At 54.8% G+C, this 14,173-nt stretch carries 8 protein-coding genes and 2 tRNA genes; 4 read left to right on the top strand and 6 right to left on the bottom strand.

What is annotated here, in order from left to right; translation table 11 throughout:
• Positions 1 to 15: 15 nt before the first annotated feature.
• The 4 genes from JRC49_04535 to typA all read left to right on the top strand — a co-directional run bounded on the left by JRC49_04535 (position 16) and on the right by typA (position 7,894).
• Positions 16 to 1,563 carry a GNAT family N-acetyltransferase gene (locus JRC49_04535; protein QTE72094.1) on the top strand — a complete coding sequence of 516 codons (1,548 nt, stop codon included), beginning with the start codon at positions 16 to 18 and terminating at the stop codon, positions 1,561 to 1,563.
• A 310-nt stretch (positions 1,564 to 1,873) separates the two neighbouring features.
• Entirely contained in the window at positions 1,874 to 4,198 is a 2,325-nt protein-coding gene (locus tag JRC49_04530) for a hypothetical protein (GenBank protein ID QTE72093.1), read from the top strand.
• Between the two features lie 184 nt (positions 4,199 to 4,382).
• On the top strand, positions 4,383 to 5,999 hold the full coding sequence (locus JRC49_04525; GenBank protein ID QTE72092.1) for a peptide chain release factor 3: 1,617 nt from the start codon (positions 4,383 to 4,385) through the stop codon (positions 5,997 to 5,999).
• Positions 6,000 to 6,067: 68 nt separating this feature from the next.
• Positions 6,068 to 7,894 carry a translational GTPase TypA gene (gene typA, locus JRC49_04520; GenBank protein ID QTE72091.1) on the top strand — a complete coding sequence of 609 codons (1,827 nt, stop codon included), beginning with the start codon at positions 6,068 to 6,070 and terminating at the stop codon, positions 7,892 to 7,894.
• Positions 7,895 to 7,977: 83 nt separating this feature from the next.
• On the opposite strand, the gene JRC49_04515 is transcribed toward typA, so the two are convergent.
• The 6 genes from JRC49_04515 to JRC49_04490 form a co-directional block, all read right to left on the bottom strand.
• A complete protein-coding gene (locus JRC49_04515; GenBank protein ID QTE72090.1) occupies positions 7,978 to 9,426 on the bottom strand; it encodes a peptidylprolyl isomerase in 1,449 nt (482 codons plus the stop codon).
• Positions 9,427 to 9,680: 254 nt separating this feature from the next.
• A complete protein-coding gene (locus JRC49_04510) occupies positions 9,681 to 10,352 on the bottom strand; it encodes a hypothetical protein (GenBank protein ID QTE72089.1) in 672 nt (223 codons plus the stop codon).
• A gap of 233 nt (positions 10,353 to 10,585) precedes the next feature.
• Positions 10,586 to 10,658, bottom strand: a tRNA-Glu gene (locus JRC49_04505).
• Between the two features lie 14 nt (positions 10,659 to 10,672).
• Positions 10,673 to 10,743 (bottom strand) — tRNA-Gln (locus tag JRC49_04500).
• Between the two features lie 164 nt (positions 10,744 to 10,907).
• Complete coding sequence (locus JRC49_04495; GenBank protein QTE72088.1) at positions 10,908 to 12,353, bottom strand: glutamate--tRNA ligase; 1,446 nt, start codon at positions 12,351 to 12,353, stop codon at positions 10,908 to 10,910.
• Between the two features lie 77 nt (positions 12,354 to 12,430).
• The gene (locus tag JRC49_04490; protein ID QTE72087.1) at positions 12,431 to 14,119 is read right to left on the bottom strand and encodes a glutamine--tRNA ligase/YqeY domain fusion protein; all 1,689 of its coding nucleotides are present in this window, start codon (positions 14,117 to 14,119) and stop codon (positions 12,431 to 12,433) included.
• Positions 14,120 to 14,173: the final 54 nt, after the last annotated feature.

The following is a 14,173-nucleotide window of genomic DNA, read 5'->3' as shown; positions in this document are numbered from 1 at the left end:
AAGGAAGTGGTAAAGATGAAAGAACTGGAAATCAGGAACCAGAAGATTATTGACGCTGTCATTGAAAAAGAACAAGCATTGTGCCCGGGTTCGGTAGCATTGATCGGAATATACGGATCCTTTCAGACGGGGGATATTCACCCGCTGTCGGACCTGGATCTGCTGATCCTCATCAATGACGACCGGGGCTGGCAGCTTGGAAAAGCCTTTATCCAGGATGACCTGGGCGTAGGGCATGACATTTACTGCACGAACTGGGAAGGATTGCGGCAGGACGCCCGTTATGAACATCCCCATATCGGCAAGCTGATGGATTCCCGGATTGTATACTGTGCTGACGAAAAGTACAGGGTGGAACTGGAGAAGCTGCGGGATGAAGTGCGGAAGACGATGTCGGAGCCCTTTGGGGAGGCAGACTGCGAAAAGGCGGAAAAAGAACTGAAAGAGGCACAGTGCTGCTTCGCAGAAGCCATGACTGAGGAAGGCCTGAACGAGGTGCGCAGACGGGCAGGCGGCGCGATCTATTACGCGGAAAACGCGGTTGCCCTGCTGAACAAAACATATTTCCGGCTGGGCGTCAAACGGCGCTATGAAGAACTGAATGCCATGAAAAAAAGGCCGGAAAACCTGTGCGGCATGATCGAGGATATTCTGGCAGCGGAAACCGCGGGCAGTGTGAAAGAACGGCTGACATGGCTGATGAAAGAGCTGACAGCCTGTTTCCGGACGGCGAGGCAGTCTCTTCAGCCGGAGAAAAAACCCGCCTGCGCGGATACACTGTCCGGAACCTATGAGGAGATGTTCTCCAACTGGCACGGAAAGATGGTGCAGGCTGCCGAGAACGGTGACCGCCATCTGGCTTTTATGAGCCTTGAAAGCCTGAACGAAATGCTGGCCGATATCAGCAATGCGGTCGAAATCGGAACACATGACGTACTCCAGACTTATGATCCGAATGACCTGAAGAAGACCGCGGCAGGTTTTGACAAAGTGCTGGAACAGTATCTGCAGGAATATGAAAAAGCCGGGATGAAAGCAGAACACTATGCGGATATTGACGCTTTTACCGCTGCATACCTGAACAAAGGGAAAACCGAATCGGGGAAGGCAGCCTGCCGGATCAGGACGGCCGTTCCGGAAGACGCGGAAAAAATAGACGCACTGTTCCGGGAAATGCTGCAGACCATCTATCATAAAGATGATGTGAAGGGATATGAAGCCGGTTATCTGGATTCATTCTGGAACGGCGGAGAAAACCGGATCTATGTCGCGGAAGATGATGCCGTCAGAGCGTTCCTGTCCATTGAAGTGTATCGTGAAGAGCAGGCCTATCTCTATCTTGACGATTTCTCGGTGACGGCCGCTTACAGAGGCAGCGGAATCGGAACGAAGCTGATGGAGACAGCTGAGGCTTACGCGATGGAGATCGGTATTCCGGCCATTGTCCTGCACGTTGAAAAGAGCAATGAATCCGCTTTCCGCTTCTATGAAAGGCTGGGTTATACAATCTTCAGGGACGACGGGGACCGTTACCTGCTGAGCAAGGAACTTGACCGGGACTGAGGAAAATGCAGAGTTCTCCCGGATGCAGGGAAGAAAGAACGGGCAAGGATCGTTCTATCAGTATCACAGAGAAGGAGTATGCAACCGGGAATGAAGAAGTTTTCCGTGATCATCCTGCCATGCGGACGGTACTTTTTGACATGGCGGAAAAAATGAATCAGAAATCAGGAAAGGCATCATACAATCTGCCCGTTAAGGGTACGCTGCGGCGTACCCTTTTTTGCGGGAAAATGACCGATTCCGGTCAGTTGTCAGCGGCGGAGACCTGTGGTAACATAATTGACCGTACGATTGAAAGGGGGAGCAGCACGTGAAAATATGGACAATGCTGGGGACACTGACGGTGAAACCCGTGCAGCTGCTCCTTGAAGTGCTCTGCTCCCTTTTTACCCGGATGTCCATGAGCCCGGGTATGGCAATCATCTGCCTGAGCCTGGTATTCTGCCTGATCACCTCCCCGCTGAAACCGAAGCATAAGCCGGATTTCCGGAAGGAAGCCGGAAGAACGATCATGCTCTGGGGCGTCCAGCTGCTGTGCCTGTATGCCACCTACCGCTGGTTTACCGGACTGCGGGCTTTCCGCGGCGCATCCTTCGGTCCCATCAAAGACCTGGGACAATACGGCGGACTGATTCTGTTCTGGATCGGATACGCTGTGTTCGCCCTGCTGCGGCAGCTGACGAAGCTGGGATACCAGCCCATGGAACTGAACAAACGGCAGCGGAAAACGGATAAGAACAATAAAATCCTGCTGATCCTCTGCTGCCTGTATATGGCCATCCTGACGGGTGTGTTTGTTCCTTCCGCCCTGATCGGGGCATCCCCGGCAGAGTTTGTGGATGCCCATTACTACCAGAACCCGGCCCAGTACCTGCTTTCTTCCTCCCTGCTGGCGGCGGGCACATTCCTGTTCTGGGGAATCCTGTACGGTATGCTGCTTGCGCCCAAGGCGCGTAAGCGGTTTACGCTGTTTATGGCGATCTGCGCGGTTTCCGCGGCAGTGAACTATATGTTCTTCGGCAAAGACTACGGATTCATCTCGTCCGCATTGCAGTATGAGACAAATATCTCCAACCAGCTCTGGAAAGTGCTGCTGAACACGGGCTGTGTGCTTGCCGCAATTGCGGGAGTATGCCTTCTGCGCAGGAAGCATTCTGTGATCCTGCGGATTGTGAGCCTGTATGGCTGTATTGCCCTGGTGGTGATGTCCGTGATCAACATCAACGGCATGGAGAAAAAAGCAGTGGAGGTCCGGGATATTACTGCCAGGATCAAGGCGGAGGACGTTACCTTCCGGCTGGACAGGGAAGGCAAAAATGTGGTCGTGATCATGGTTGACCGGGCTATCAGCGGATTTGTTCCCTATCTTCTGAATGAAAAGCCTGAACTGAAGGAACAGTTTGACGGCTTCACATATTATCCGAATACGCTTTCCTACGGCTATCATACCAATATAGCGTCCCCGGCACTCTTCGGGGGATATGAGTATACCCCGGATGGCCTGGAGGAACGGGATGAGCTTTCCCTGAAGGACAAGCAGAACGAGGCGCTGAAGATCATGCCGGTCAACTTTATGAACGCGGGTTATGAAGTGACGGTATGTGACGCGCCCTATGCCAATTACCAGTGGATTTCGGATATGAGCATCTACGATGAGTATCCGGAAATCCGCACCTATAACACCATCGGCATGTTTGACGAATACAAGGTGCAGATGCTGGAGAACCTGGACCGGAACCGCAACCGGAATATCTTCTTCTACAGCCTGTTCCGCTCTGCCCCCCTGGTGCTCCAGGAGACCCTGTATGACCAGGGCCGGTACCTGGAGATGGACGTGAAAGCGGATGAAGGAGAAGGGTCCGAACTGATCGGCGTATCCCCGGACTTCCTGAACAACTATATGGTGATGAAGAACCTCCACACCATGACCCGGGTGACGGATGAGGGAACCAACACCTTCCTGATGCTGACCAATGAAATGACCCATGACGTTATCGAACTGCAGGAGCCGGATTATACGCCAACCAACAGTGTTGACAACACCGCCTATGAAGCGGAGCATGGCATCCGCCGTACCGAAGACGGAAAGGAACTGGACCTGACCCAGGCGGATGAGAACGTGCGGATCCATTATCAGTCCGACATGGCCGCGTTTATCCAGCTTGGCAGCTGGTTTGACGAGCTGCGGGAACAGGGTGTGTATGACAATACCCGGATCATTGTGGTATCCGACCATGGCTGTTACCTGGGACTGACCGGGATAGATTTGCGGGACCGCCTGACGAACGAAGGAACCGCAGGTCGGTACCTGGCGGACGAATGGGCGGACACCACCTGCTATAATCCGCTGCTGATGGTCAAGGACTTCGGGGCACAGGGCTTCACCACGGATACAACTTTCATGACCAACGCGGAAACACCTGCCCTGGCCTTCGAGAATACCGTTACGGATCCTGTGAATCCGTTTACCGGCAAGGCAGTGAAGAGCGAGGTTCAGACGATCCCGGAACACCATATCGTGGAATCCGACTGGCATATTGTGACCAATTGCGGCAACACCTTCTCAGATCCGCTGAAGATTACCTTCCGTAATCAGGATATCTTCAACGCGGAGAACTGGAGCGTAGAAGAATAATTCAGAATTATGAATTCAGAATTCAGAATTACATGGTTTAACATCGATAAGATTTCAGGATTGCTGTGAGCGGCATCCCTTGACAATTCAAGCCTACAAGGTATAAAATACAGTGTTTTGTGCCACGCGGGCCGGAAGGTCCGTGCTGGTTACCTTTTTTCAGTCTGTTCAGGGGGAGAAAGTTATGCTGCCAGAGAGAGATTCCCGGGAGTTCCGGACGCTTCTGCACGAAGAGGTGGAGAAGCGGCGTACCTTTGCCATTATCTCCCATCCTGACGCGGGTAAAACCACGCTGACTGAAAAGCTGCTGCTGTACGGCGGAGCAATTCGCAGCGCGGGCAGCGTTAAAGCCCGGAAGACGGACAAGCACGCCACTTCGGACTGGATGGAGATTGAGAAGCAGCGCGGTATTTCCGTGACAAGCTCCGCCATGCAGTTCGTGTATGACGGATACAGGATCAACATCCTGGACACCCCCGGCCACCAGGACTTCTCGGAAGATACCTACCGGGTACTGGTTGCCGCGGACGCAGCGGTTATGCTGCTGGACGCCGCAAAGGGCGTCGAAGCACAGACCATCAAGCTGTTCAAGGTCTGCCGGATGCGGAACATCCCGATTTTCACCTTTGTAAACAAGATGGACCGGGCCGCGAAGGATCCCTTCTCCCTGATGGAAGAGCTGGAGCAGGTGCTGGGCATCCGTTCCTGCCCCATCAACTGGCCCATCGGCGTAGACGGAGACTTCCAGGGCGTATATCACCGGGATACCCGGATGGTGGAACTGTACACCGGCGGTGATCACGGTAAAAAGATGGTTGAAAAGACGGACATCAGCATTGATGATCCGGAACTGGAAAAGGTGCTGGAGAAGCATTACCGCGACCGGCTGGCGGAGGAAGTGGAACTGCTGGATGAAGCAGGAGACTCCTTTGACCTGGAAAAGGTGCGGGCGGGCGAACTGACGCCCATGTTCTTTGGTTCCGCTGTTACCAACTTCGGTGTGGAGCCGTTCCTGGACAGGTTCCTGTCCTTCACGCCCCCGCCGCTGCCCCGGGAAAGCGACACCGGAATCATCGGGCCGGAAGAACCGTATTTTTCCGGTTTCATCTTCAAGATCCAGGCGAACATGAACCCGGCTCACCGGGATCGGCTCGCCTTTATGCGGATTGTTTCCGGTGCCTTTGAAAAGGGCATGGAAGTGTGGCATTCCGGCACTAACAAGATCGTGGCGCTCAAGCAGCCCCAGCAGTTCATGGCGGATGAGCGTGAAGCGGTGGAGGAGGCATGGGCAGGCGACATCATCGGCCTGTTTGACCCCGGGATATACCGGCTGGGAGACACGCTTTCCACCGGACCGAAAATGCACTATGCCAACATTCCGGTGTTCGCGCCTGAGTTCTTCAATCGGGTGCGCCCGATGGACAGCATGAAGCGCAAACAGTTCCAGAAAGGCATCAGCCAGCTGGCCGAGGAAGGCGCCATCCAGACCTTCATCCGGACGGAAACGGGCCTGGAAGAGTTCATGGTCGGCGTAGTCGGCGTGCTGCAGTTTGAAGTACTGGAGCACCGCCTGCGGACCGAATACCAGACGGAGATCGTGATGGAGGGTATGCCCTTCCGCCACGTCCGGTGGGTCATCAAGACCCCGAAGCCTGTGGAGGATCTGAAGCTGACCTCCACCTCCGGCCGGGCCAAAGACAGCCATGGACGGGACGTGCTGCTGTTTGAAAACGAGTGGAGCATCCGCCTGGCCGTGGAAAACAATGAAGGCCTGGAACTGAAGGAGACAGCAGAGAGATAATTCACAATTCACAATTCATAATTCAGAATTATGAGTCGGTGCCAACAGATAAGAAGGAAAGGGAATATATGATTCGGGAAGATATCAGAAATATAGCAATTATCGCGCACGTTGACCACGGCAAGACAACCCTGGTTGACCAGATGCTCAAGCAGGGCGGCGTATACCGCGAGAACCAGCAGACCGTGGACCGCGTTATGGACTCCAACGATCTGGAACGTGAACGCGGCATTACCATCCTGAGCAAAAACACTGCGGTACACTACCGCGGCCATAAGATCAATATCGTCGACACGCCCGGCCACGCCGACTTCGGCGGCGAAGTGGAGCGCGTGCTGAAGATGGTGGACGGCGTGCTGCTGCTGATCGACAGCTTTGAAGGTCCGATGCCCCAGACCCGTTTCGTGCTGAAAAAGGCACTGGAACTGAAGCTGAAGGTCCTGATCGTGATCAACAAGATTGACCGTCCGGACGCGAGATGCGACGAAGTGGTCAACGAGATCCTGGATCTGCTGATTGACCTGGAAGCGGATGAAAGCACCATCGAGAATCCGATCCTGTATGTTTCCGCCCGGAAGGGTACGGCGACGCTGGACCTGGAACAGCCCGGCACCGATCTGCAGCCCCTGTTTGACGCGATCCTGAAGTATATTCCCGCTCCGGAAGGCGACGCGGAAGGCCCCGCGCAGGTGCTGATCTCCACCGTTGACTACAGCGAGTATGTGGGTCGTATCGGTGTCGGCCGCATTGTCCGCGGTACCTTTACCGAAGGTATGAACGTTGTGCACACGAACCTGGAAACCGGTGTGACCAGCCCCATGTGGCGCCTGGGCGGTCTGTTCCTGTATGACGGCCTGAAGCGGGTGAACGCCGCTGAAGCCAGCATGGGTGATATTGTTGCCCTGTATGGCGCGGAGGACATCTCCATCGGTGATACGGTCTGCGATCCTTCCTGCGTGGAAGGCCTGCCCTTCGTGAAGATTTCCGAGCCTACCGTGACCATGACCTTCTCCGTCAACGACAGCCCCTTTGCCGGCCGTGAAGGCCAGTTCGTGACCAGCCGCCACCTGCGTGCCCGCCTGATGAAGGAACTGCAGACCGATGTTTCCCTGCGGGTAAACGATACAGAGACCACAGACTCCTTTGAGGTGTGCGGCCGCGGTGAGCTTCACCTGTCCATCCTGATCGAGAATATGCGCCGCCAGGGCTATGAATTTGCCGTGAGCAAGCCCAAGGTCATCTACAAGGAGATTGACGGAGTCAAGTGCGAGCCCATTGAGCGCCTGATCGTGGATACGCCCCAGGCGTCCGCCGGTGCGGTTATTGAAAAGATCGGCCGCCGCCGCGGCACCCTGGAGCATATGAGCGGCCTGGACCGGGTACGCCTGGAGTTCCTGGTACCCTCCCGCGGCCTGTTCGGCTACCGCAGCGAGTTCATGACCGACACCCGCGGCGAAGGCATCATGTCCTCCGTGTTTGAGCGTTACGAGCCCGTGAAGGGTGATATTCCGCACCGCAATGCCGGTGCCCTGATCTGCTTTGAAACCGGTGTTTCCACCAGCTACGGCCTGTTCTACACGCAGGAACGCGGCACGCTGTTCATCGGCGCCGGTGAGAACGTCTATGCCGGTATGATCTGCGGCCAGAATGCCCGCCCGGGCGACCTGGTGTGCAACGTCTGCAAGGCAAAGCACGTGACCAATATGCGCAACGCTTCCGCTTCCGAAGATGCCATGCGCCTGATCTCCGTGCATCCGCTGACCCTGGAAGAGTGCCTGGAGTTCATTGACGATGATGAACTGCTGGAGATCACTCCCAAGAGCCTGCGCATGCGGAAACGCCAGCTGGATCACGCCCTGCGGGCCAAAGCACGCAGCCGGGGCGAGGGAACCTGATATACATAAGGTATAAATGATTATTCTCAATAAAGAAGAGCTGTGAGATTGAACTCACAGCTCTTCTTTGATATGCAGGATGCTTATTCGGCCGGGGTTTCGGCGGCTTCCTCGGCGGGAGCTTCAGCAGCTTCCTCAGCATCGCCTTCATCATCCACGGGCGCCTTCCAGGGCTCGCCGGCTTCAGTGTAGACGATTTCGGCTTCTTCCATCCACTGGTCCACAGCACTGTGCACCGTCTCCGTAATCATTTCCTGCAGGATGGTTGCACGGAACTCATCCTTCATTTCATCGGTCAGTTCCACAGCACCGCTGGGAACGTCACGCAGGTACTGCAGGATATGCACGCCATACTGGCCGACCACGGGATCACTGATGTCGCCGACTTTTTCAAGCGCCATGGCGGCATCCTTGAAGGCAGGATCGTACAGGATGCTGTCATTGTGTACGGGATAACCTTCCGCAAGAGTGGCAGCGTCTTCCATACCGGGATCCGTGCCGTATTCCTTGATCAGGTCCTCGAAGGTGGCACCGCCGTCCAGCTTGGCCTTGATCTCATCGACTGTGGCCTTAACGCTGTCCAGAATGGCCTGTTTTGCGTTGCTGACCATTTCTTCGGTGACAGGTTCTTCGGTGGGCTCGGGTTCAGCTGTCGGCTCTGCATCCGCAGCAGGAGTCGCTTCGGCGGCTTCTTCAGCCGCGGACTTCTGCTCTTCCAGCCGCGCGCTCAGATCCTTCCAGGTGTTCAGCAGCTCATCATCCACCTTCAGCAGGATGTGAGTGATGCCGCGGTAACCTGCGGGCATGTAGTAGGAAGGCTGGCCGTAATACCGGGTGTAGAACTCGTAAGATCCGGCGTCGTTTTCATAGATTTCCTGATCGTCTTTCACGAGATCATCGAAGTAAGTCTGGATGTCCTCATCGGTCACCTTAAGATCTTTGGAAAGATGATCGGTCACACGCTGATAGATTGTGTTATTGACAGCCTGATCGCCGTATTCCTTGATGTAGCGGGCTTCGTCATAACCATAGTCAGACAGCAGCTGGGCTTCCGCATCGGCGCGGGCAGCAGCCTTGTCCTCATCAGAGGAATCTTCGGTGTTTGCTTCGTTGGCAGAAACAAAGCTGTTGACGATTTCTTCCCACTGCTCTTTTGCGGTTGCAGCAAAAGCGGCTTTGTCATCATCAGTAAACTGATCCAGTCCCAGTTCCTTGCCCTTCTGCAGGACCAGGAAGTATCCGATGGTGTCATACAGAGACTGCTGGTTGACAGCGGTGATCAGGGAAGCATCGCTGGTGTCGTAACCGCTGGAAGAGGCCCAGTTCAGATAATTGGACTGCATATAGAGCAGGTAATCATTGTCAGACTGGATTTCCTGGCCGTTAACGGTGACCAGCAGAACCGGTTCATCAGAAATAACTTCCGCGGTCTCGGCCTCTGCAGCGGCATCCGCAGTATCTTCTGCCAGCGCGAAAGATACGCTCATCAGCATAACCAGCGACAGCAGGATACAGAAAAGACGTTTCATCATGATTGTTATTCCTCCGTGAAAAAGAGTGAAGGGCATAACCCGACGATAATATTATACACAAAAGAAAAAAGAGGATCAATGCGGTTATGTGAACATGGTGTAAACAATGAAGCCGATGAGCGTGCCAGGGAAAAGGCTTTCATTGACGAAAATTTACACCGAACCGGCAACAGACCAGCAGACGCTGATCAGAAGGATACCCGCTGCCAAACGGCAGCGGGCTTTTTGTCAATCATAAGTGTTCAGCCTGCGGATCAGATGCCCCAGGCCTTGGGGGAGAACATCATCTCGGACAGGGAGATGCCCTTAATGGTCAGGTCGTCATAGTTGTTCTTCTCTTTGTGTTCCTGGTATTCGTCCCAGGATTCGTTGATAATCACCTGGTATTCATAATATCCGTTGGTCAGGGTGCAGTTGATTTCTGCGGGCGCTTCGTCATATCTGGTGGCAACAAACTGATATCCGGATTTTTTCGCGTCCGCCACGGTTTTGCCAACCAGCTGATCCAGCACTGCCTGGTCAAAGGGCTGATCGGTAAACTCGCCGTCATACTTCACGGGCAGCGTGCTGGCATAATCAATGAATTCCTGGTCCGGCCAGACCTGGTCAGGGGTCAGTTCCTCCTGGCCTTCCTTCCAGAGCTTCTTGGCCTTGTTGTCATACTTTGCCACAAAGCGGTAGTAGATTCCGTCGGATTCCACCATCGTGATGCAGGATTTATCAGTATATGTGCATACATCAGCGGGGTTCGCCTTCAGGGCTTCCCCGAAGTTGTTGAATGAGGGCCTCTGTACCGTATCCCGGGCGGAAGGCCTCAGGTTGGTCGGCGTTGCGCCTATATCGGTCGGGGTCGCATAGTCCTGTGCCAGCGCCGCCGAGGTCAGCAGAATCATTACGATTGACAAAATTGCAACGAGTTTCTTCATAGGTATCCCTCCTTTATCTGAACAGGACCTTCAGCAGGTCCTATGTCTATATAACGATGCACATGTTGTTTTTGTTCCGCTAGGGAAGACCAGAAGGGACATCCGCACCTGCAGATGTCCCTTCTTCCCCTTTGATTTCAAGCCTGTCAGGGGTCTGTGTTTTTTTGGTGAAAATGTGTTTTTGAGCAAAAAAATAACCTTGCACCCACTCATGTGCAAGACCATAAAAAAAGCAGCTCCGACGGGATTCGAACCCGTGTTTCAGCCTTGAGAGGGCCGCGTCCTAGGCCTCTAGACAACGGAGCCAAGAAAAAGAAAAGCTGGGGAACTAGGATTCGAACCTAGACAATACGAGTCAGAGTCGTAGGTGCTGCCGTTACACCATTCCCCATCGGCTTTAGCCGCAAGCGGTATTATAGCAGAGAGAACAGGGCGTGTCAACAAGAAAATTCAGAATAAATCGTACATCCTTATGAATAACCTTCTGCGCTTTGAAAAATAAGCCCCTGCCGGTTTTTGACGCGGGCAGGGGCTCTTGCTTTTGTGTGAGTTTCGTCAGCCAAGTTTGGCCAGGGAAGCTTTCATGCGGCGAATGGTCTCATCCTTGCCGAGGAGATACGCAATCTCGAAGGCGCCGCCGGGTGTGGACTCCTGACCGGAGATGGAAATACGCATGGGCCAGAGGACTGAACCGGTTTTACGCTCCCAGGCCTGGATCTTTTCCATGACGACATCGTGGATGTTTGCTTCGGTCCAGTCGGTGATTCCCTCCAGAACGGGAATCAGCAGGGGAAGGACCTCTTTCGCAACGGCCTCATCGCTCTTCTGCTTCTTGTTGAAGAAGATGGCGGTGTCATAGTCAGGCATTTCCGCCAGGAAAGCGATCTTCTCGGGAATGCGGGAGAAGATATCCGTGCGGCTCTGCATCAGCTCGGCCAGACGGCGGTAATCGATGTTCTTTCCGGCAAGGACCTTGTCAAACCACGGGGTTGCCATCTGGAGGTACTTCTCCGGATCCATCTTTGCCACATACTGGCTGTTCATCCACTCCAGCTTGTTGACGTCAAAGATTCCGGGAGAGTTGTTGATCCGCTTGATATCGAAGGCTTTGACCAGCTCCGGCAGGGTGAAGAATTCCTGATCCGTGCCGGGATTCCAGCCGACCAGGGCCAGATAGTTGATCAGCGCCTCAGTCAGGAAGCCCTTCTCGATATAGTCGGAATAATAGGCGTCGCCATCCCGCTTGGACAGCTTATGGGTGGCGTCCCGCATGACGGTGGGCAGATGCACATAGGTGGGGATGTCCCAGCCGAACGCGTTGTATAGATAGTTGTAGCGCGGGGTGGAAGACAGGTACTCCATGCCGCGGACCACGTGGGTGATGTTCATCAGGTGGTCATCGATGACGTTGGCGAAGTTGTAGGTGGGCATGCCGTCCTGCTTGATGAGGACCATGTCATCCATGGCTTCAGAGTTCTGGAAGGTCATATCGCCAAAGACCATGTCATGGTAGCTGGTCTCACCTTCGGTGGGAGCGTTCATGCGGATGGTCCACGGGATGCCGGCATCCAGCTTCTGCTGCACTTCCTCTTTGGAAAGGTGCATGCAGTGCTTGTCATATTTCCAGGTGCCGCCGGCGGCTTCCACCGCGGCGCGGCGCTCATCGATCTCTTCCTTGGAGCAGAAGCAGTAATAGGCATGGCCGGATTCCACCAGCTGCTTCGCGTAGGGCAGGTAGGTGGCCTTCCGCTCGGACTGGATATAGGGACCGTAGTCACCGCCGATGTCCGGACCTTCGTCCCAGTTCAGGCCGCAGGCGCGCAGGGTGTCATAGATGACCTCTGTGGCACCGGGCACAAAACGCTCCTGGTCGGTATCCTCAATGCGCAGGATAAAGGTGCCGTTGTTCTGTTTTGCGATCAGGTACTCATAAAGGGCGGTACGGACGCCGCCGAGATGCATAAAGCCCGTAGGACTGGGCGCGAAACGAGTGCGAACCATCGTTTTTTTCCTCCGAAAAAAAGTATGAATAACAGATAATAAAGACTTAAAGCGGATAAACATAGCCGGACCGGCGATTATTTGGTCTGCTTGGCGAAGGTGTCACGGAGACCGACGGTGCGGTTGTAAACCGGCAGTTCAGCGGTGGAATCCGGATCCTTGCAGAAGTAGCCGGTGCGCAGGAACTGGAAGGAAGTGCCGGTTTCCGCTTCGGCGATCACTTTTTCAGCAAAGCCGCGGCAGACCTTCAGGCTTTCAGGATTCAGGCGGGAGATGAAGTCCTTCTTATCGACTTCCTCGTCCTCTTCTTCGGCCACGTCATCATTGAGCAGCGGCTCGTACAGCCGGGCTTCGAAGGGGATGCAGTCATCCACGGGCACCCAGTGGAGGGTCTTGCCCTTGATCTTCCGGTCGGCGCCGGCGCTGCCGGAGAAGGAATCCATATCCACGGTGCAGTGCACCTCGATCACATTGCCTTCCGCATCCTTGACACAGTCGTCGCAGCGGACAATGTAGGCGCCCTTCAGGCGGACTTCATTGCCGGGGAACATCCGCTGATACTTCTTGACCGGGACTTCCATGAAGTCTTCCTGTTCGATATACAGTTCCCGGCCGAAGGAGAGGGTGCGTTCACCCATTTCCGGATGATCCGGATGGTTTTCCAGGGTGACAGTCTTGGTTTCGCCTTCCGGCCAGTTGGTCAGAACCACCTTCAGGGGATTGAGGACGGCCATGGCGCGGAGGGAGGATTCTCCCAGCACGTCACGGACGCAGTGCTCCAGCACGGCGTAGTCCACGGTGGAGTCCGCCTTGCTCATGCCGATGGTATCCACGAAGTTGCGGATGGCCATGGCGGGATAGCCGCGGCGGCGCATGGCGGACAGGGTGGGCATCCGGGGATCATCCCAGCCGGCCACGTAGTGACCTTCCACCAGCTGGCGGAGATAACGCTTGGACATGACTGTGCCGGTCATATTCAGGCGGGAGAACTCGATCTGACGGGGACGTGCGGGCAGCATGTCCGCGCTCTTTTCCACCACCCAGTCATAGAGGGGACGGTGAATCTCATACTCCAGGGAGCACATGGAGTGGCTGATGCCTTCCAGCGCGTCGCCGATGGGATGGGAGAAGTCATACATGGGATAAATGCACCACTTGTTGCCGGTGCGCCAGTGCTCCTTGTACAGGATGCGGTACATGGCAGGATCCCGCATGACGATGTTCGGTGAGGACATGTCAATCTTCATCCGAAGGGTCTTGCTGCCTTCCGGGAACTCGCCGGCTTTCATGCGGCGGAAGAGATCCAGACTTTCCTCAGCGGGACGGTCGCGCCAGGGGCTGTTTTTGCCGGGCTCGGTCAGAGTGCCGCGGTATTCCCGCATTTCGTCCTTGCTCAGCTCATCCACGTAGGCGAGGCCGCGGCGGATCCACTCCTCAGCGATCTCATAACATTTATCGTAATAGTCCGAAGCATAGAATTCACCGCCGGTCCAGTGGAAGCCCAGCCAGTGAATATCCCGCTTGATGGCTTCGACATACTCGGTGTCTTCCTTGGCGGGATTGGTATCGTCAAAGCGCAGGTTGCACTTGCCGCCGTATTTTTCAGCGGTAAGGAAATCCATGATCAGCGCCTTGCAGTGACCAATGTGCATATAACCGTTGGGTTCGGGAGGGAAACGGGTATGGACTTCCGTATACCGTTTGTCCTCCAGATCCTTATCGATTGCATCCCAGATAAAATTGCCGCGAGCGTTTGTCTCTTCCATCGTGAAGACTCCTTCTAAACAATTCAGAATTCAGAGTTAAGAATTAAGAATTAT

The sequence above is a fragment of the Clostridiales bacterium FE2011 genome (genome assembly GCA_017569305.1).
Taxonomy (GTDB): Bacteria; Bacillota; Clostridia; order Christensenellales; family Aristaeellaceae; genus Aristaeella.
Note: the sequence above shows the minus strand (reverse complement) of the source record. Positions and strands in the feature narration are given on the sequence as shown.